Source organism: Paenibacillus sp. Soil522 (assembly GCF_001428245.1).
In the GTDB taxonomy this organism is placed as follows: domain Bacteria; phylum Bacillota; class Bacilli; order Paenibacillales; family Paenibacillaceae; genus Pristimantibacillus.
The window spans coordinates 14,533-35,125 of the sequence record NZ_LMRV01000052.1 but is presented as its reverse complement, the minus strand read 5'-3'; the positions used below and the strand labels follow the sequence as shown (position 1 = coordinate 35,125).

17 protein-coding genes and 1 other annotated feature are annotated in these 20,593 nt (G+C 47.5%); of the genes, 6 read left to right on the top strand and 11 right to left on the bottom strand.

From position 1 onward, the window contains the following. Positions 1-141: 141 nt before the first annotated feature. On the top strand, positions 142-744 hold the full coding sequence (gene rpsD, locus ASG81_RS17190) for a 30S ribosomal protein S4 (RefSeq protein ID WP_056636670.1): 603 nt from the start codon (positions 142-144) through the stop codon (positions 742-744). Between the two features lie 51 nt (positions 745-795). On the opposite strand, the gene ASG81_RS17185 is transcribed toward rpsD, so the two are convergent. The 4 genes from ASG81_RS17185 to ASG81_RS17170 all read right to left on the bottom strand — a co-directional run bounded on the left by ASG81_RS17185 (position 796) and on the right by ASG81_RS17170 (position 5,127). After that, complete coding sequence (locus ASG81_RS17185) at positions 796-2,307, bottom strand: flotillin family protein (protein WP_056636668.1); 1,512 nt, start codon at positions 2,305-2,307, stop codon at positions 796-798. A 26-nt stretch (positions 2,308-2,333) separates the two neighbouring features. After that, positions 2,334-2,864: a protease gene (locus tag ASG81_RS17180; RefSeq protein WP_056636665.1), complete on the bottom strand. Its 531-nt coding sequence runs from the start codon at positions 2,862-2,864 to the stop codon at positions 2,334-2,336. 132 nt (positions 2,865-2,996) lie between these two features. Then, positions 2,997-4,253 carry a tyrosine--tRNA ligase gene (gene tyrS / locus ASG81_RS17175; RefSeq protein WP_056636664.1) on the bottom strand — a complete coding sequence of 419 codons (1,257 nt, stop codon included), beginning with the start codon at positions 4,251-4,253 and terminating at the stop codon, positions 2,997-2,999. Positions 4,254-4,306: 53 nt separating this feature from the next. Then, positions 4,307-4,625, bottom strand: a binding site (T-box leader). Between the two features lie 199 nt (positions 4,626-4,824). Further along, a complete protein-coding gene (locus ASG81_RS17170; protein ID WP_056636662.1) occupies positions 4,825-5,127 on the bottom strand; it encodes a helix-turn-helix domain-containing protein in 303 nt (100 codons plus the stop codon). 200 nt (positions 5,128-5,327) lie between these two features. Here ASG81_RS17170 and ASG81_RS17165 point away from each other — a divergent pair, with 200 nt between their 5' ends. Both ASG81_RS17165 and ASG81_RS17160 read left to right on the top strand, forming a co-directional pair. Beyond that, positions 5,328-8,366: a transglycosylase domain-containing protein gene (locus ASG81_RS17165; RefSeq protein ID WP_056636660.1), complete on the top strand. Its 3,039-nt coding sequence runs from the start codon at positions 5,328-5,330 to the stop codon at positions 8,364-8,366. A gap of 297 nt (positions 8,367-8,663) precedes the next feature. Further along, positions 8,664-9,047: a VOC family protein gene (locus ASG81_RS17160; RefSeq protein WP_056636657.1), complete on the top strand. Its 384-nt coding sequence runs from the start codon at positions 8,664-8,666 to the stop codon at positions 9,045-9,047. A gap of 79 nt (positions 9,048-9,126) precedes the next feature. Here ASG81_RS17160 and acsA read toward each other — a convergent pair whose 3' ends face one another. Beyond that, positions 9,127-10,851, bottom strand: a complete 1,725-nt coding sequence (gene acsA / locus ASG81_RS17155; protein WP_056636656.1) for an acetate--CoA ligase — start codon at positions 10,849-10,851, stop codon at positions 9,127-9,129. A gap of 242 nt (positions 10,852-11,093) precedes the next feature. Here acsA and ASG81_RS17150 point away from each other — a divergent pair, with 242 nt between their 5' ends. Together ASG81_RS17150 and ASG81_RS17145 are read left to right on the top strand one after the other, a co-directional pair. Next, entirely contained in the window at positions 11,094-11,729 is a 636-nt protein-coding gene (locus ASG81_RS17150) for a GNAT family N-acetyltransferase (RefSeq protein WP_056636654.1), read from the top strand. Between the two features lie 127 nt (positions 11,730-11,856). Continuing rightward, positions 11,857-13,035, top strand: coding sequence for an acetoin utilization protein AcuC (locus tag ASG81_RS17145; protein ID WP_056636652.1), 1,179 nt, complete (start codon positions 11,857-11,859; stop codon positions 13,033-13,035). 138 nt (positions 13,036-13,173) lie between these two features. On the opposite strand, the gene ASG81_RS17140 is transcribed toward ASG81_RS17145, so the two are convergent. The 4 genes from ASG81_RS17140 to ASG81_RS17125 all read right to left on the bottom strand — a co-directional run bounded on the left by ASG81_RS17140 (position 13,174) and on the right by ASG81_RS17125 (position 16,274). Next, on the bottom strand, positions 13,174-13,872 hold the full coding sequence (locus tag ASG81_RS17140; RefSeq protein ID WP_056636649.1) for a 5'-methylthioadenosine/adenosylhomocysteine nucleosidase: 699 nt from the start codon (positions 13,870-13,872) through the stop codon (positions 13,174-13,176). 5 nt (positions 13,873-13,877) lie between these two features. Then, the gene (gene ccpA / locus ASG81_RS17135; protein WP_056636647.1) at positions 13,878-14,882 is read right to left on the bottom strand and encodes a catabolite control protein A; all 1,005 of its coding nucleotides are present in this window, start codon (positions 14,880-14,882) and stop codon (positions 13,878-13,880) included. 381 nt (positions 14,883-15,263) lie between these two features. Next, on the bottom strand, positions 15,264-15,677 hold the full coding sequence (locus tag ASG81_RS17130) for a hypothetical protein (protein ID WP_056636645.1): 414 nt from the start codon (positions 15,675-15,677) through the stop codon (positions 15,264-15,266). 159 nt (positions 15,678-15,836) lie between these two features. Continuing rightward, positions 15,837-16,274 carry a VanZ family protein gene (locus tag ASG81_RS17125; protein ID WP_056636644.1) on the bottom strand — a complete coding sequence of 146 codons (438 nt, stop codon included), beginning with the start codon at positions 16,272-16,274 and terminating at the stop codon, positions 15,837-15,839. A gap of 52 nt (positions 16,275-16,326) precedes the next feature. On the opposite strand from ASG81_RS17125, the gene ASG81_RS17120 reads away from it, so the two are divergent. Then, entirely contained in the window at positions 16,327-16,857 is a 531-nt protein-coding gene (locus ASG81_RS17120) for a type 1 glutamine amidotransferase domain-containing protein (protein ID WP_056636642.1), read from the top strand. Here ASG81_RS17120 and ptsP read toward each other — a convergent pair. Further along, positions 16,854-18,596 (bottom strand): phosphoenolpyruvate--protein phosphotransferase, encoded by a 1,743-nt coding sequence (gene ptsP / locus ASG81_RS17115; RefSeq protein ID WP_056636639.1) that lies wholly within the window; start codon positions 18,594-18,596, stop codon positions 16,854-16,856. The two genes, ASG81_RS17120 and ptsP, sit on opposite strands and share 4 nt — an antisense overlap. Further along, complete coding sequence (locus ASG81_RS17110) at positions 18,593-20,479, bottom strand: glucose PTS transporter subunit IIA (protein ID WP_056636637.1); 1,887 nt, start codon at positions 20,477-20,479, stop codon at positions 18,593-18,595. The genes ptsP and ASG81_RS17110 overlap by 4 nt, the downstream gene beginning before the upstream one ends. Between the last annotated feature and the right edge of the window lie 114 nt (positions 20,480-20,593).

Sequence of the window (20,593 nt, the reverse complement as noted above, 5' to 3'; positions counted from 1 at the left end):
TGTGTCACCCTCATGAAATACGTTCGCTGTAGGCCAGCGGCTGACTAGCCTAACAGGGACGAGCATGCTCGGACGTTGAACGTATTCGGCGAAACACAACCCCATTCACAAATTTATTTGATGAAGGAGTTAATATTACGTATGTCACGTTATACAGGACCTAAATTTAAACTAAGCCGTCGCCTTGGAATCTCTTTGAGCGGAACGGGCAAAGAACTTGCAAAGCGCGCATTTCCACCAGGTCAACACGGCCCTAACCAACGCAAAAAGTTGAGCGGTTATGGCGTTCAATTGCAAGAGAAACAAAAGCTTCGTCACATGTACGGTTTGAACGAAAAACAATTCCGCAACTTGTTTGACAAAGCGGCAAAAATGAAAGGTAAAGCCGGTGAAAACTTCATGGGCCTCCTTGAAAGCCGTCTTGACAACCTCGTTTACCGTCTTGGCCTTTCCAACTCCCGTGCAGGAGCTCGTCAGTTGGTATCACACGGTCACGTTACTGTAAACGGCAAGAAAGTGGATATCGCTTCTTACAGCGTTACTATCGGTGATGTTATCGGTTTGCGCGAGCGCAGCCGCAGCCTAAGAACAATTAAAGAAGCTATGGAAGGCCGTCATCACCTTCCGAACTACTTGGAGTTCAACGATCAAGCATTGGAAGGTAAATTCCTTCGTCTGCCTGACCGCGGTGAGCTTTCCCAAGATATCGACGAGAAACAAATCGTCGAGTTCTACAGCCGTTAATTATGAAAAAAACCTTGAACCATATGGTTCAAGGTTTTTTTATGTCCGCGATTACGACTGATCAGGAAGCTTGGGTCCAATTTCGACAGGTCTATTGCTGCTAGCCGGTGTGTTTATCGCCTTGGACGTTAATCCTTTAATGAGTGCATTTACATCTATGCCGGATACGCTCTTCAGCATTTCAGGCGCGGTAGACATCAATGAAGTAACATAATGGCTAAGTCTCGCAGCCCCTTCACCGTTACCCGTGTCTACGACAGTAAGCTTATCGATGCTGCTAATCGGTTCCGCTATTTTACCGGCGAGCTCAGGCAGCATTTTTACAATAATATCAAGCACGGCTGCTTCACCGAATTTCTCAAACGCTTCAGCCAGCTTCTCCTTCGCTTCTGCTTCCGCTAAACCGCGAAGACGGATAACGTCTGCCTCCGCCGTTCCCTTCGCTCTCTCCGCTTCAGCAACGGCCAAGCCGTCCAAGCGCTTCTGCGCAGCTTGCGCCTTCGCTTCCGCCTCTATCCGGTACTGCAAGGCATCCGCTTCACGAAGGAGCTTCGCTTTGTTCGCTTCAGCCGCCTGCTCAACCGCGTAACGGTCTGCATCGGCTTTCTTTTTCACTTCTGCATCGTACTGCTTCTCGCGCCGCAAAATTTCCTTTGCCTCAAGATCAATCTCACGCTCTTTGCGTACGAGCTCAACCTTCATCTGTTCCTCGACTACGCTTTGCTTCGCACGCGCTTCTTGAATGGAATACGCCTGATCCGCTTCTGCTTTCGCTGTATCCTGATCGCGCTTAAAGGATGCAACCTTCATCTCCTTCTCTTTCTCTGCTTCAGCGATGTTCGTATCGCGCACGAGCTCGGCTTTTTGACCCGCCTCAGCCGCAAGCGCTTTTTGAATTCTAGCATCCCGCACCGCTTCGGCTTCCGCAATTTCCGCATCCCGCTTTACAGCAGCGATTCGCGGCTTACCGAGCGCATCTAAATATCCATGCTTGTCGCGTAAATCCTTGATCGTGAAGGAAACGATTTGGAGACCCATTTTCTTCAAATCCTTAGCCGCTACCCCTTGTACCTCTTGCGCAAATTTATCACGATTGCGATAAACCTCTTCTACCGTCATGGAGCCTAGTATGGCGCGCAAATGTCCTTCCAGCACCTCCTGCGCTTCGCCCTTCAGCGCTTCAGTCGGCTTACCCAGAAATTGTTCCGCAGCCGTTGCCACATCCTCAACCGCACCGCCGATTTTGATAATCGCTACGCCGTCTGCCATGACCGGAACGCCTTGCTCCGTATAGACCTCCGGGGTGGATACATCAAGCTTGTGCGACAGCAAGGATAAAAACTCGGCCTTCTGGAAAATCGGCAGTATAAACGCCCCGCCGCCTCTAATGATTTTTACTTTACGGCCCGATTCGTCCGTGCTCGCATTTCTGGAACCAAGAAACGAACCCGTTACGAGCATCGCTTCATCCGGACTAACCGTCTTATAACGCGCCCAGAAAGCAAGACCTAATACAACGAGCACACCGACAACTATTGCAGGAATAATAAAATAATCCGGCATCGATTTTCCCCTCTCAAAAGCAAAATTTAAAATAAATTTACTTCTGAAACATAAAGCGTGCTGTCTCTGATTTCAACAACGACAACTCTAGCACCTCTCCCAATTTCGACGCCATCAAAGCTTGCGGCGATTTGATTCGTAAAGCCTGCTCCTACCTTGAGCATCACTTCTCCATAGCCGGACGCCGGAATCGGGACCAGCACTTCCCCAAGCATGCCGGATAAATCATTAAGTGAAAAAGCGATTGAATTTTCACTTTGCTCCATCGGCTTAATATACAGGAAAAATACGGCCGTTCCTGCTATGAGAGCAATTAACAAGGCGATAATTACAATGGCTGCCGCTCCAAGTGAAGTGTAGCGCCCGAGCAAGATTCCTGCTCCGCCAAACACGGTAATGCCGCCAACGAGCGCAGTCGGTGACAACCAAGAATGACCGTCTAACGATAAAAAATCGAATGCACCGTCCAGCGTCTGTCCCAGCCAATCTCCGAATACAACACTTACGAGCGCATAAAGAATTCCGGCGATTAGACATGACAAAAATAGCGTCTCCAACTTCCCCCTCCTCTCTTTTCATCCATATCCTGCTAATGCTTCCGTTATTTATTACGTTGAAAAACCGTATTTTGTTTCCACAAAAATAAAGCTTGCTGAATTTTATCCATTCAACAAGCTTTGTTAGAACAATTATCCTAATTTGATTTTTACGAATTTACGTTTGCCGACTTGAAGCACATCCCCGTTCTGAGGCGTCACTTCGGCATTGATATCCGTTATTTTCGCTTCATTTATACGTACGGCTCCTTGCTGCACACTGCGCCGAGCTTCACTGCTCGTTGGCTGTAAGCCAAGCACGGTAAGCAGCTTTACGATGCGAATTTGACCCTTGTCAAGTTCATCCGGCGAAACTGACACCTCTTCGATATCATCCGGAAGAGCGCGCTGCTGAAATACGGTAATAAAATGATTTTCCGCTGCTTTGGCCGCCTCTTCGCCGTGGTACATTCGCACAAAAGTTGCTGCGAGCTGCATCTTCGCATCGCGCGGATGAACGGAGCCGTCTTCAATACCTGACTTTAACACCGCCAGTTCCTCGTTGCTTAAATCGGTTGCAAGCTCGTAGTACTTGAACATGAGCTCATCGGGAATCGACATCGACTTGCCGTAAATTTGGTTTGGCTCCTCATCGATACCGATGTAGTTGCCCAAACTTTTACTCATTTTATTCACGCCGTCCAATCCCTCGATCAACGGCGTCATAATGGCTACTTGCGCAGGTTTATTATATTCCTTCTGCAGCGTTCTACCCATGAGCAGGTTAAACTTCTGATCCGTACCGCCAAGCTCAACATCAGATTCAAGTGCAACCGAATCATAGCCTTGCATAAGCGGGTAGAAAAACTCATGAATGCTGATCGGCAAGCCGGAAGTGTAGCGCTTTGTGAAATCGTCGCGTTCCAGCATGCGCGCAACCGTTACTTTCGCCGCCAGATTAACGACATCAGCGAAGTTAAGCGGCGCAAGCCATTCCGAATTGTAATAGAGCTGCGTTTGCTGTGGATCTAATATTTTGTAAATTTGCTTCTGGTATGTTTCTGCATTCCGCTTCACATCTTCTTCTGTCAGCTGTTTCCGTGTTTCCGATTTACCGGTAGGATCGCCGATTCTGCCCGTAAAATCACCGATTAAAAGCTGAACCTGATGACCCAGCTCTTGGAATTGACGCAGCTTATGCAGCACAACAGTATGGCCGATGTGAATATCAGGCGCCGACGGGTCAAGACCCAGCTTTACCTTAAGCGGCGTGCCTGTTGCAACTGCATTCGCTATTTTGTTCTTCAACTCGTCCTCCGGCACAATTTCCTGAGCGCCGCGGCGGATTACGGCAAGCTGACGCTCAACCTCGCTTTGCTGCTCCTTCGATAAACCTTCCCACTTTACCATAAAACTTTTCCTCCTCGTATGCATCTATATAGACATAAAAAATCCTTCCAGCCCCAAGGGACGAGAAGGATTAGCTCGCGGTACCACCCTCGTTAGAGTACGCCTGCATTTCAATGAAAACTTTCAATGAAAATAGCGATACTCTCACTTCGTTGTTGATAACGGAGACGGTCTCCGAAGTGAACTACTACGGCTTCGTGCAGCACCACTTGGCCCCATGGCTTAGCATTGGCTGTCGCTGATCGAAAGCAATACGGTTCCTTCACTTAGCTCCAGGCGGTAATTCAACAAGCGGCGCATACCGGTTTTCACCACCCACCGGCTCTCTGCAATTACGATTCGCTGTCTACTTGTGCCCTTCAATGCCTTGATTTGATGAAACTTTATAGTTTTTATACCATAGCACTCATAGGAAGTCAATGCTGGTGAACTACCCCCACTTCAATACGTTTGAAATTGGGGCTGCCTGGTCAATATCTCTAGTGAGACAAATTTACCCAGGCTCAAAAAGTGGAACCCACCTCTGCTTGTACGGATTAACCCGCTAGTTTGACGAGATTTAGGGCAGCATTCACGTCTCGGTCATGATGGGTGCCATAAACAGGGCAGCTCTAATCACGAACCTTGAGGTTTTTAACTTCTGTATGTTTGTGGTCGCAGACGCTGCAACTTCCTTGAGGAAGGGGTATTCCGCTTTGTAGAAAGCGGGTCTTTTGGGCTTTTGTTTGACGCCATGTTCCTGAAATTCTTGATGAGCGAGTTGTCGATCATAAAGCATTTTGTTATATACGAACCGAACACAACCAAAGGTTTTTGCAAAGAAAATCCTTTGTTCTTCACTGGGGTAGATACGATATTTATAGGCTCGCAGCAAATTAGGCAACCTCCTTTACTAAGGAAAAGTATACCACACATTACGAACGTGCGTTTGCCTTCCGAACAAAAAAAAGCTATTTATCCCCACCTTCTGCTGTCGCTTAGAAGATGGGGCTTCTGGCTTAAGAAGTTAAAACATGCGTTCCTTTGGCGATTTATGTTATAATAGGTGTGCTATTTGGAGGAGGAGTCATAAAAATGCAAGAGGAACATCAATCGCCGCCAATCAAAAGAAGCAAATGGCGTACATTCGGAATTGTAACTTTTATAACAGTCAAATGGATCGTATATTTTGGAATCTTCATCGGATTGCTAGCCGGCGGCGCAGTTACCGGATATGTCGCGGCACTCGTGAAAAACGAAGAAGTAAGACCGCGGACCGTCATTGAAGATAAGGTCAGCGAAAATTCCATTACCGGCTTCGTTTACTTCAATGATGATACACTTGTCGGACAGCTGAGAACATCTGAGGATCGAATGATTATTACATACGATGATTTGCCGCCTCAGGTAATCAATGCCGTTCTCGGCATTGAAGACAACAATTTTTTTGAGCACAAAGGCGTGGACATCAATGGACTTGGACGTGCTGTGAAGCAAAAGCTTCTTAACGAAGACACGCAGACGGGAGGAAGTACGCTTACTCAGCAGCTCGCGCGCCGCGTATTTCTAAGTCTGGATAAAACCGACAGCCGAAAAATCAAAGAAATATTTTTATCCCTGCGTATGGAGCGTTATTTAACGAAGAAGGAAATTTTAGCCGCATATTTGAACAAGGTACCGTTCGGGAATGGTTCCAGCGGCTACAATTTATTCGGGATTAAAGCCGCTGCCAAAGGTATTTTTGATATCTCTGATCTAAACCAGCTAAATATTGCGCAGTCTGCCTACTTGGCAGGTCTCCCGCAACGGCCGTCAGCTTATACGGCATTTACAGGCAAAGGCCAATTCAATCAAGCAAACTTCGATTTAGCGCTCGGCCGGCAGCAGACCGTGCTGAAGCGGATGTTGGAGACGGGCCGCATTACCCGGCAGGAATACGATGAAGCGCTCCAATTCGACATTAGGAAGTCGCTCGCTAAGCCAACCGAGAAGGCATATACGACCTATCCATATCTGATGCTGGAAGCAGAGCGGCAAGCGGCTGAAATTATGCTTATGCAGCAGAACCCGAAATTAAAGAAAGCTGATTTGAGTGAAAATGCCGCTCTAATCGAAGAAGCCCGTGATCATCTGCTTCGCGGCGGATATCACGTTTATACGACAATTGACAAAGATATTTACCGGCTCATGCGTGAGATCGGCAGTAATGAAGAAAACTTTAGTCCGTACAGCGAGGAGAAAGGTCTCGAGCAAATCGCTGCAGTCATGCTGGACCATAAAACCGGTGCCATCGTCGGGATGCTCGAAGGCCGCGACTTCTACGAGGAGCAGCTAAACTATGCGACTCAAATGACAAGGCAGCCCGGATCGACTATGAAAACGCTAGCCGCTTATTTGCCGGCCATTGACCAAGGTCTTATCCAGCCAGCCAGCATTATTGACGATGCGCCGGTCGTTCTCAAGGACGGCCAGAAGGGCTTCCATATACCGATGAACGTTAACCGGAAGTTTGCGGGTCTCGTTACGGCGCGCGAAGCATTAAACCGTTCATTGAATTTGCCAGCCTTGAAAATCTTTAATGAGGAAGTCAAAATCAAAAATGCTTGGGAATTTGTCAAAAAGCTCGGCATTACGACGCTCCAGCCGGAAGATGCATATGCACAGACCGGCGTAATTGGCGGACTAAGCATCGGCGTATCCGTAGAAGAGATGACGAATGCTTATGGCTCCATTGCGAACAAAGGCGTTTTCAATGACGCTTATATGATATCTAGAATTACCGATGCCAACGGCAAGATCGTATACGAACACAAGCTTGAGCCAAAACGCGTTTTCTCGGAGCAAAGCGCCTTTCTGATGACAGATATGCTGTCAACCGTTATTTCCAGCAAAAACGGCTCCGCTAACAAGTTGAAGTCGCAATTCAAGAAATACGGTGAAATTCCGATTGCCGGTAAGACAGGCTCGACCCAAAGCTATGGAGACGTATGGTTCATGGGCTTCTCGCCTGATATCACATTAGGCGTGTGGGCCGGCTATGAGGAGCAGGTTAACTCCTTGTCTGAGAAAGGCAAAGCGAGAGCCCGCTCGATATGGGCCTTAATAATGAACGAGCTGGCCGAAACAAAGCCTGGAATTTTCGTAACCGATAAATTCGAACGTCCTTCCGGTATCGTCAAGGCGACGGTATCCAGCGCAAGCGGCTTGCTTCCAAGCCAATTGACTAGGGAATCCGGCATGCTCGTAACCGATTGGTTTAACAAAAAGGATATACCTAAGAAAACAGATGATGCGCTCGTGAAGATGGCGTATATAACGTACGAGGGCGTAAACTACGTCCCTAACCCTGCTACACCGAGCGACATGGTTAAGGAACAAATCGTCATTAAACGCAAAAAACCTTTAGACGTCCTTATGGATGAGATCAGAGCAGCGCAGTCGAAATTACCTGCAAGCAGCCGGCGTCCAATGGGGGTATACCTGCCTGCCGATGCAGAAGATAATGCGCCATCCAAGCCTGATCCGCGCGTCGATGACGGTGCAGTACCCCCGCCTCCTGCAAGCGTTAAGCTGCAATCTTCGGATGGTGTGCTCATCTTGACGTTTAGTGACAGTCCGGTTAAGGATGTAGTTGGCTACCGCGTGTATAAATCGGTTAATCAGGGCGCTTATGAGAAGCAGGGCGAATCCATCATTGCAGGCGACAGCAAGCGCATGAAGCTATACACCTCCAACGCGCAAAGCTATACCTATTACGTGACTGCGGTTGATGTCGCTGGTAAGGAATCAGCACCTAGCCAGCTGGTTCAATTCGGAAACTATACAATCAACCCTGGGCAGCCTGGGGGCGGGAATGAACCGGGCACAACGGAGCCAGCAGCACCTATAGGCTTTCATGCTGTGAAATCCGAGCTTAGCGTTCTCTTAACATGGATGGCTAACAATGTAACTGACCAAGTAACGCAATATCATGTGTACTACAGCGCAAATAACGATGGACAGTATACAAAACTCGATTCCACCTCAGAAACATCTTATGAATATGTTTCGCCGCTCGTATCCGGAACCTTTTTTGTGACAGCGCAAAACGCGAACGGCGAGTCAGCTCCGTCCACGAGGAAAACCGTTAATTAGCGTCCAAGCGCTATTCGAGATAGGTGCAGTCTCACACTCATATTATTTTGCCAAAAAGGTAGCCGCCTCGTTTGAGGCCGCTACCTTTTACTATAATTACTACCTGATTACTCAGAAATATCATCATTATGAATCTGCACGGATGAATGTCAACCTATTTTTTTCAAAACTAAACACATAAGCATCATTTTATCCGATAATCTCTACTTGACAGTTATTTTTCTTATCCTTATGATAGAAATCATTGATCAATAGAAGGAAAAATTTTATAACTTATTGTAGGAAGGAACAATTACGATGACAAACAGACGTATTGATCACGTTGGGGTAATGGTCAAAAATATTGAGGCCTCCATTGCCTTTTATACCGAAATTATCGGATTTGAGCTAAAAGGGCGTACGCCGCATTCCAATGGCATCATTGAGCTCGCCTTTCTCGGCTTTGGCCAATCGGGCGAGACGGATCTGGAGTTAATCCAAGGCTATAACGACAGCCTTCCGAATGAGGGCAAGGTGCATCATTTTGCCGTGTCTGTTCCCGATGTGCAAGCTGAGTTCGATCGCCTGAAGCAGCTCGACGTTTCCTTTGTGGATGATGGCATTACGACACTTCCGAACGGCTTCAAGTACTTTTTCGTAAGCGGGCCTGATGGTGAGTGGATAGAATTGTTCCAGCGCTGACTCGAAACTGGCATGCAAAGTAATAAGCAAAAAAGAGGATGCCTCCCGATCGGAAGACATCCTCTCTTCTATTTTATGCCTAATCTTCGATCGTGGACAAATCACCCGTTGGCAGGTTCAGCTCCCATGCCTTCAACACTCGGCGCATAATTTTGCCGCTTCGCGTTTTTGGAAGCTTATCCTTAAACTCGATTTCTCTTGGTGCAGCATGAGCGGATAAGCCAACTTTTACGAACTGAGAAATTTCCTGCTTCAATTCATCGGATGCCTCGAACCCTTCCCGCAGCGCGATAAAAGCTTTAATGATTTCTCCCCGCATCGGATCAGGCTTGCCGATTACGCCAGCCTCCGCTACTGCCGGATGCTCGACCAGCTTGCTCTCCACCTCGAACGGCCCAACCCGCTCGCCGGCTGTATTTATCACATCGTCGATACGTCCTTGGAACCAGAAGTAGCCCTCCTCATCCATATAAGCTGAATCTCCCGAGATGTACCAGCCTTTAAGGTAAAAATATTCATCGTACTTAGAAGGATTATTCCATACCTTCCGCATCATGGACGGCCAAGGGGTTTGAATGGCCAAATTACCCATTCGATAAGGTGGAACCTCATTACCGCTATCATCTATGATCGCAGCCTTAACACCCGGCAGCGGCTTGCCCATCGAGCCTGGCTTAATATCCATGCTTGGGTAGTTACAAATGAGCTGGCCTCCAGTCTCGGTCATCCACCATGTGTCATGAATGCGCTCACCGTATACCTTCAGCCCCCAGCGAACAACCTCCGGATTCAGCGGCTCTCCGACGCTGAGCACATGCCGCAGACTGGATAGATTAAACTGCCGCGAGATATCATCCCCTGCTCCCATAAGCATGCGGAAAGCCGTAGGTGCGCTGTACCATACAGTTACGCCGTATTTCTGAATGACGCTATACCAATCACTTGGACTAAAGCGTCCTCCGCGAATGACATTTGTAGCGCCATTCAGCCACGGTGCAAATATACCGTATGATGTACCGGTAACCCAGCCCGGATCGGCAGTGCACCAATAAATATCATTTTCTTTCAAATCAAGCACAATTTGACCCGTGTACAAATGCTGAACCATCGCATTTTGAACATGGTAGACGCCTTTCGGCTTACCCGTAGAACCTGACGTATAATGCAAAATCAGGCCGTCTTCAAGATCGAGCCATTCGATCTCCGCTTCATCGGACGCACTCGCCATCTCTTCCGCGAAATCGATAATTTCCTCTGACTTCGGCACATCCTTGCCAAATACGATGACATGCTTCAGGTTCGGCAGCTCATCGCGCTTTATTCGTTTATATAAGGCAGGTGTCGTTATAATCGCTGAAGCTTCGCTATCAAGCAGTCTGTCCTTTACCGCTGTTTCCATAAAGGCCTCAAATAGCGGCCCTACGACCGCGCCAACCTTCCATGCGCCAAGCGCGCTAAAATAGAGCTCAGGCGTTCGAGGCATAAAAATAAATATACGCTCGCCTTTGCTAATGCCCAGTTTGCGTAAAACGTTTGCAAAACGGTTGGATTGCTTGCTCAGCTGTTCAAAGGTGTAAGATTCATCGCGTTCATTATCGCTGTAATATAGTGCGGTTTTATCGCCTTTGCCCAGCTCGACATGCCGATCGATGGCTTCATAAGCCATATTCACTTTTCCTGTTGTATGCCAGCTGAATTGACTCTCGATCTGCTTCCAGTCAAATGTGCCGACCGCTTCTTCATAATTCGGTAAATTCGGATTTTTTGCTGTCGCTGGAATTCTTTCTTGATGCAAGTTGATCATACTATCACTCTCCCATCAAATCTGTATGTCTTATCCATAAGAATACGCTTTCAAAAAATAGTCATTGCTTGAGGCAAACAAGCTGACATCCACTCGCGTTTTCCATGATTTAAACCGCCAAACTCATTATAGCATATCCTTTTTCTATTCGACTACGCTTTTCAATTTCTCAAATGTTTGTTATAAAGAGTTATAGAGAGTTATGATCTGGCAGCAGCTGAACAGCAAAGGGGGCTTCCGCCTTGGAACATCGAAAGCGTTTGCAGCGGGAACAGCTCGCTTTAGACGCAGGCCGTGAGCTAGTTATAGAAGGACCAGTTCCGCCGGAACGGCTGGAGAGAATGACGATGCATAAGTCGCTGGATGCGTTCCGCAGACCGCATGAACAGCATGATGCGCTTGTTGAGATCGCCGGCCTGGATGAAGGACGAATTATTTTGGCGCGCGAAGGAGACATGATCGTCGGCTATGTCACCTTCCACTATGCCGATGAGCTTGAACGCTGGTCGGAAGGCGGCATGACGGATCTCATCGAGCTGGGGGCGATAGAAGTAGCAGATGATTATCGCGGCTGCGGCTTGGGAAAACGATTGATTCAGCTTGCTTTTGCAGAGGATCAGTTAGAAAACATGATCGTATTTACGACTGAATATTACTGGCATTGGGATCTGGAAGGCACCATGCTCAATGTTTGGAACTATCGCAAAATGATGGAAAAATTGATGCAATCCGTCGGAATGATCTGGTTCGCTACGGATGATCCCGAAATTTGCTCCCATCCGGCTAATTGCCTGATGGTGCGAATCGGCAAGGAGGTTCCGCTTCGCTCTGTTGAGCATTTTGACAGGGTTCGCTTTCGTCAACGGTTTATGTATTAAGCTTATGCTTACGATGCAGGTTTGCTGCGCAAACCTTAGCTTATGCTTACGATGCAGGTTTGCTGCGCAAACCTTAGCTTATGCTTACGATGCAGGTTTGCTGCGCAAACCTTTTAGGAGGACAGGGATGGCTTCAAATGCTATTTTCATTCATCATTCGGACTCTAGCGGATATAAATTTGGGGAGGAGCATCCTTTCGATCCGCTGCGGCTTATGCTAACGATCGACCTGCTCAAAGAAGTACAGGCTTTATCTGAGGAGCAAATGGAAGCTCCTCCCGCTTATTCCGAGGACGAGCTTCTGCCGCTCGTGCATAGAACGGACTATTTGGCTGCCGTCAAGCAATTGAGCGAGCAAGCGCTTCTCGAGGATAGCAGCACGCTCGCCCGGCAATTCGGGCTTCACACCGAGGATACGCCATATTTTCCAGGTATGCACAAGGCTGCCGTAACGATCGTCAACGGCTCAGTGGCCGCAGCTGACGCTGTTATGGCGGGCCGGACAAAGCACGCCTATCATCTCGCCGGCGGACTTCATCACGCGTTCCCTGACCGTGCTTCGGGCTTTTGTGTATATAACGATGCAGCAGTCGCTATCAAACACATCCGTCAAACTTATGGCGCAAAAGTGCTTTATATCGACACCGATGTCCATCACGGAGACGGTGTTCAATGGGTGTTCTATGACGATCCTGACGTTTGTACTTATTCCATTCATGAAACCGGCAAATTTCTGTTCCCTGGTACAGGCTTCGTTCACGAGAAAGGCGTGGACCATGGCTTCGGAGCCTGCTATAACGTCCCGCTCGAACCTTATACCGAGGATGAATCCTGGCTTGAGAGCTTTAACGTCACGTTGCGCAAAGTAATAGCAGCCTTTGAGCCGGATGTCATCATTAGTCAGCACGGCTGTGACGCGCATGCTTACGATCCGCTCTCTCACATCCATTGCAGCATGCGGATCTATGCGGAAATACCTGCCATCATTCATGAATTAGCCCACAAGCATACAGACGGTCGTTGGATTGCGCTTGGCGGAGGCGGCTACGATATTTTTCGCGTCGTTCCTAGAGCTTGGTCTTTAGTGTGGCTTACGATGATAGACCATCCAATCGCTCAAGCAATAGCGGCTGGAGAGGCGCCGCTGCTTCCCGATAGCTGGTTGAAACGCTGGGCATCCATTAGTCCGCTCGAGCTGCCGTCGAAATGGCTGGATGATCGAGCCGATATCGAACCTATGCCAAGACGCGCGGAAATCACCGACAAAAATAGAGTCGTGCAGCGTATCGTTATTCAGGATATTTAAATCAACCACGCCTGCTGTTTAAGCGGGCGAAATCTAAAATCCTACCGCTAAGCAGAACATGTTCGAATCATCGTCGCATAACAAAAAAGAACCAACTCCGATACATGCATCGGAGCTGGTTCTTTCCATACCGCGTATTTAAATATGTTGAACGATATCATCAATAATTTGGTAGGAATGGTTAGAGGCTGTTACTGTAAACTCCGAGAAATTTACATGAGCCGAACCATCTGCCTTGTCCGACATCGAACGGATAATGACAAATGGCGTTTCATTCATATCACATACTTGTGCTACCGAAGCGCCTTCCATCTCCGCACATGCCCCTTGCAATGTCTCATGAAGCAGCTGTACCGTCTCACGGCTAGCAATAAATTGATCGCCTGACAGCACTTTGCCCTTAATACTGCGTCCTGAGAATAGTCGTTCGCTTGCTGCTGAAGCGAGCCCGATTAAAATATCATCAGCAGGAAACTCCGATCTCGGGTGAAACGGAATCGTTCCACGGGCAAAGCCGAGCGGCGAGCAATCCATATCATGCTGTATGCAGCTTGTAGAAACGACGATATCGCCGATGTTCAGCTGAGGATCAACTGCTCCCGCTACTCCAGTAAACAGGACGCAATCAGCTCCAAGATCAAGCAATATTTGCGTGCAGACGGCAGCATTAACTTTACCTACGCCTGATTTGCAATAAATGATCGATTTACCATGAAGCGTGCCTTCATAGTAGGTAATGCCCGCCTTCGTCACCTGAGACGCTACGTTCACATGCTCATGCAGCAGTTCAATTTCTTCCGCCATAGCGCCAATAATCCCTATTTTGTTAAACGACATTTCTTTTATATTCCTCCAACCGATTGACGCACAACGATTTCATGCGGCAGTACTACTTTGGATTGATCTACATTTTCTTTTTTCATCAGCTTCGTCAGCAAACGCATGGAAACAGCGCCGATATCATACATCGGTTGAGCTACTGCTGTAAGCTGAGGGCGAACCATCGATGCCATCCGGCTATTATCAACGCTAATTACGGAAATATCTTCAGGAACCTTCAAACCGGAATCCTGAATGCTGTGAATCGCGCCAATCGCCATTTCATCAGTAGCGGAAAAGACGGCCGTAGGACGCTCGTCCAGCTCTATAAAATATTTCATCGCATCTGCACCTGACTCATAACGATAGTTACCGATGCGGACTAAAGAATCATCGTAGGCAATGCCGGCGCCTTCAAGCGCACGCTTATAGCCTTGGAATCTTGCATAGCCAATCGAAGGATCCTGCAGCGTACCGCTGATCATCGCAATTCGTTTATGGCCTTGATCAAGCAGCTTCTGAACGGCATCGAAGGCGGCATCCTCATGGTTAATGTCCACAGAAGGAATCTGACCGCTTTCATCGGAAGTCGCGCAAAGCACGATTGGAACATTTGCCGTCTTGAAAGCTTGCAAATGCTCTTCTGTAACTGCCCCGCCCATAAAGAGCAGACCATCAACCTGCTTCTCCAGAAGGGTGTTGATAACGCGGATTTCTTTGTCTTTTTTCTTATCCGCATTACACAAAATAATATTATAATGATACATATTCGCAATATCCTCAATTCCACGTGCTACCTCGGCAAAAATAGCATTTGAAATGTCGGGAATAACAACTCCAACCGTAGTCGTTTTCTTGCTAGCCAAGCCCCTTGCCACGGCATTCGGACGATACCCTAGTCGCTCTATTGCTTCATATACCTTCTTGCGTGTTGCCGGCTTCACATTGGGATTGTTATTTACAACCCGTGAAACCGTAGCCATCGACACTCCCGCTTCTCTTGCTACATCATAAATGGTTACCGTCACAGTGGTTCTCTCCATTAGCTCAGATTTTTAAATTACGTACGCCACATATTAACGTAATCATAGCATAAAGGGATTGGCAACGCAAAGCAAAAGACGTCAAAAACCGTGATATTCCGAGCTTTCATTGATTTTTCAATGCGCAACAATAGATAATGGCCTGCATTGTTTGTCAGGTTAATTATGGGTAAACTGTATAATACTTACTTGACCAGAAATGCTTGAAGCATTCCGCAAACGGAGTGCTGCAGCTCCGGCTTATGCATAAGCTGTCGAACATACTCACAGCCTATAGAAAAAATTTCTCGGCAGGCGGTTTCTCTTGAATAAAAAAGAACCCTCGCTTGAGGGTTCTCGCTTCAGTAAAAACGTAAATCCGAGCAGCTATGTAAGTAGCGTGCGACGACTAATTTGCTCAAGTCTCTTATTGATATCCGTAATCCAAGCCTCGTCGTTAAGAGATTGAGCAAGCAAATACAAATCAAGCAGCTCGTTAATTCGCTGCTCGATCAATCTCTCGAACGCGGGTTGGTCCGCCTGTACCTTCTCCGCTTTCGCTTCCACTAACAAATTCGCCCATTCGTTACATTCATTAAAAAGAAATGTTTGCTTATCTGGTTGAGCTCCGAGTTGTGCGATTAATCCGGTTAAATCCGGCTTTACCTCCGGAAACACCTCACTGCGGTTGCAGCTTGTACAGGAAAAAATGGGTACGTTATCAATCTCGACCTTCCCCGAATAAATAACTGTGCGCAGTTTCATCTTCATGATGTCACCACAATGACACCGCTTATGCAAAGTGGTCCACTCCTTCTTAATAGCAGCTATCGCTGCTAAACATTGCTTTCAGAGTTACAATAAATAAATTATTCGACCATTTTCGCACGAATTCCTGCTTAGTCAGCCATGTAATTTTTACTACTGAAACCATATTTTCGAGTCTCCAGATGCTTCCATTTAAAGCGCCGCTTTTCTCCAAACTTTTCGTATCGGCGGCAATGCTGCCAATGTTGTCCATAGCGCTGCCCCGATTAGATCATTGCGCACATCCAGCGGGTCTGGCATTCTTCCGCCTACAAAGGATTGATGAAATTCGTCGGTTATTCCATATAGGCCGCAGATTAGCACGATGATAACCTTCATCCAGAACCGGTCTCCCTTGCTTCCGATTCCATAATCAAGCGTTGCTGCCAGAACGAAATAAGAAACAAAATGGCCCCAATTGAAATCTTCCATAATGGGAAGAAACTTTTGAAAGAATGGCAGCAATGTACTGATCTCATCGCTAGTTCTCGAAGATAGTATAAATATAATGGCCATCCAAGTGACTGCCGGCAAAAATCGCAGTAATCTTAAATATGAAAATGAGCTTGATAAAGGATCTGTTTGCTTCATTGTGTCTCCTTCGTTACAATAATAGAGATCTTTAATAGATGGAGGGGAAAATATGTCATTACAAAACAAAACCGTCATCTGCTTGCTTGACGACGAGTTTGAGGATTTGGAGCTATGGTATCCCGTATATCGTGCTCGCGAAGCCGGTGCGACCGTTCTGTATGCTGGTCCTGAGAAAGGTAAAAAGCATATCGGCAAATATGGCGTGCCTGCAGTGGCCGATTTGTCATTCGATGAAGTGAACAGCGAGGACATTATCGGTTTATTGGTTCCAGGCGGCTGGGCACCCGATAAGCTGCGCCGCTACCCGAAAGTATTGCAGCTCGTGCAAGAGTTAAATGCAGCGGATAAGCCGATTGGTCAGATCTGCCATGCTGGCTGGGTGCTCATTTCGGCGAAAATTTTAGAGGGCCGCAAAGTAACCTCAACACCCGGCATACGTGACGACATGGAAAACGCAGGCGCAACATGGTACGATGAAGCCGTCGTTGTGGACGGAAATCTCATCTCCGCGCGTCGCCCGCCAGATCTTCCTCCCTATGCAAGAGCATTTGTGGATGCATTAGTACAGCGAATGGGTTAACCATTCGCTGTTTTTTTGTCTATGCGCTGCATAAAGGCATTTAATTGTTCTATTACTTCGGTGCTTGTGCGGCAGGCTTGCAGCTGCTGAAATACCTCTCTGCTCTCATCCTGGGAAGTACAAAGCAGTCTTTCCTTTACTTGCAAAATGGAGTGCGATGACATACTGATTTCATCCACGTCCAAGCTAAGCCAAATCGGCAGCGCTCTTAAATCACCCGCAAGCTCCCCGCACACGCCGACGGATATTCCGGCACGTTTGGCCGCTTCAACCGTCATTCGCAGCATCCGGATCAAAGCAGGATGATAGGGCTCATACAAATGAGATATTTCTTCGTTCATCCGATCGACTGCTAACGTGAACTGAACCAAATCATTCGTTCCTATGCTGAAGAAATCGACCTCTTCTGCAAGCAAATCCGCAATCATGACAGCTGCGGGCACCTCGATCATAATCCCTATCTTAATCCCTTTATCATAAGGGTGGCCAGCTTCCTCAAGCTCACGCTTCGCTTCATCCAATACCGCATTTGCGGCACGCACCTCGTCTACAGATGAGATTAACGGATACATCAGCTTCACCTGACCGTAATGGCTTGCACGCAATATTGCGCGCAGCTGCGTTTTAAATAAATCCTGCCGGTCTAACGAAATCCGGATCGCTCTATAGCCAAGGAAAGGATTGTCCTCTTCGGGCAACTCAAAATAATCAAGCTGTTTGTCGCCTCCGACATCAAGCGTCCGAATAACGAGCGGCTCGCCTCCGAGCTTCTCGGCAACGCTGCGGTATACCTCGAATTGCTCCTCTTCCCTCGGGAACCGATTGCGATCCATGTACAAAAACTCGGTTCGGAACAAGCCAACGCCGTGCGCCCCGCTCGACAAAGCAATTTCTAGCTCCTTAAAGGAACTAATGTTAGCGGCAAGCTCCAATCTCTTACCATCCGGCGTTACAGGACGATGGCCTGCAATGCCATGCAGCCTTTTTTTCGCTTCCGATTGAGCATTGTGCAGCTCTGTATAGGCATCAATGATTTGCTGCACAGGTTCAATAAATACCGTTCCATCGCTGCCATCGATAATAATCGTTTGACCGGTTTGAATCGGCTCCTCCAGCTTCGTCTCAACGCCTACAACGAGCGGTACGCCGAGCGCCCGTGCCATGATAGCCGAATGCGAGGTCGTGCTTCCTGCAAGCGTCACAATGCCAAGCACATGCTGCGGATTAATATGTGCGAGCTGAGAAGGCGAAAGCTCCTTCGCGATCAAAATAAAAGGCTGTGTATCCGAAGGCAGCGTAATTTCCGGTGCGCCAAGCAGATGCTTCAGCAAGCGGTTGCCTACATCCTTAATGTCAAGCGCTCGTTCCTTCATATACTCATCATCAAGCAAATCAAACATCGTAACAAAATGATCGATCGCTTCCTTAACGGCTACCTCAGCCGCTTTATACTGGCGTTGGATGATGCCTTGTATTTCATTCATAAAGACAGGATCGTCCAAAATGGCTATATGAGCATCGAAAATATGTGTTTCCTCCGAACCGACAACATCGCGCAGCTCATCCTTAATCTGCTCGATTTCCGATTTAGAGGTACGAATGCCTTCGTATACACGTTCGAACTCGCGGGCAAAATCAGCTACATCAATTTTTTGCTCCGGTAACTCCCATTCCCAATTCGGAAGCACAAACGATCTCCCAATCGCTATGCCTGCTGACGCTCCTATTCCTTTAATCATTGTGTTTCCCCTCCACCATTTCTCTCTTTAAGTACAACAGACATTACTGAGGACTGCCCTTTTTTCACTGCTTTAAACGGCGCAAACCGCCACGAGTGCACAAGATCGGAATTCGTAATGATCATCGGCGTAGCAAGCGATTTGCTTTCTCTCCGGACGCGCTGCAGATCAAACTTTACGAGCAGCATGCCTGGCGTGACTTCGTCGCCTTCTTTAACAACTGCATTAAAATAAGCTTTGCCTGCCAGCTTCGAGGTGTCGATCCCAATATGAAGAAGTACCTCGAGCCCTTCAGGAGTAAGAATGCCGATCGCATGCATGGTCGGATAAATATGAATGACTTTACCTTTAACCGGAGAAACAAGCTCTCCTTTGTCGGGGATGAATGCGACCCCTTGTCCAACAAGCTTTCCTGCGAATATCGGATCAGGCACCTCATTAAGCGGAATCATTCGTCCTTGCATTGGCGAGTGGAACAAAACTTGGGCTTGATCGCGATGGATGGTCTTGACCATTGCTTCACGGATAAGCTCAGAGTAGGTGCCAAATACGACCTGAACATGTCCGCCTCCCAGCTTTATAACGCCTGCTGCGCCTAGATTGCGAAGTGCATTTATATCGAGCAGCTTATCGTTGGATACTTTAAGCCGCAGTCTTGTAATACAGGATTCCATCTTTTCTATATTTTGTTTCCCGCCGATGGCTTGCAAAATAAGCGGTGCGCGATAAGGAATGTCGCCTGCCCATTCGTCAAGCTGCGAGCCTTCCTCACGACCTGGAGTCGGAATTCGAAATCTCCGAATCGCCCAGCGAAACAAGAAGTAATAAATAAATCCGACGACGATCCCGATCGGTATGATGAGCCAGCCCCGAGTCGCCAAATGCTCATTAATGACAAAGTCTATTGCCCCGGCCGAAAATGAGAAACCATGCTTAATGCCGAGCTCATAGGTAACCCACATGATAATACCAGACAATATAGCATGTACGACATATAAATACGGAGCCACGAACAAAAATGCGAACTCAACCGGCTCTGTTACGCCTGTTAAGAAAGATGCGAGCGCGGCATAAAGAAACGTTTTCTGAATTTTCGGCTTTAAATCCTCGCGCGCTTCATGAATAATCGCAAGTGCTATGGCAGGCAAGGCAAACATCATCGTCGGATACAAACCAGCCATGAACACCCCGGCTGACGGATCTCCTGCAAAGAAACGCGGCAGGTCACCGTAAACCAGCTCGCCGGATGCTGTCTCAAAGCCGCCTATTTGAAACCAAAATACATGGCTAACTAGATGATGTAATCCGAACACAACTAAGATTCGGTGTACAAATCCATATAAGAACACACCGAAGCCGCCACCCGATGCAATAATATCGCCTAGCTCAATGAGCAGCTGTTGCAAATAAGGAGCTATCTTTGTCATCCCTATCGAGAATAATAAGGAAATAAAGCTCACGAATAACGGAACGAACCTGGGACCGCCAAAAAATTGTATGTATTCCGGCAATCGGAGGTTTTTGAATCGTTCATGGCTTACACCAGCCATAATTCCGATAAGAGTGCCGATAAGTACGGTCGGTTCAATCTGAACTTCAACTGACCCTGTGATCCCGCTGTAAATAAACATACCAACAAGCGCTGCCATACCTGCTGCAAGCGCATTCCCAGTTAATCCAAGCGATATGCCCAGCGCAAAGATATATGGTAAAAACGTAAAAATCGTTTCGCTTGCTGCTAATAAATAACCTTCCATGATTGGCAGTCCTATGTACGCCCATGGCAGCTTGCTCAAGCTTAAAAAAATAGCGGCTCCTGGCAATACAATCATCGGTAGCATAAACGCTCTGCCGAGCTGCTGCAGGCTTCCTATGAAAACCATCTCGCACCTCCTTTTGTTTTGCGCTGCAAAACTGACTCCTGAATTCGTCAATAATTAGTTCAATATATCTATATCGATGTTAAGCGTTTGCTACGATTTTGTCAAAATAAAACG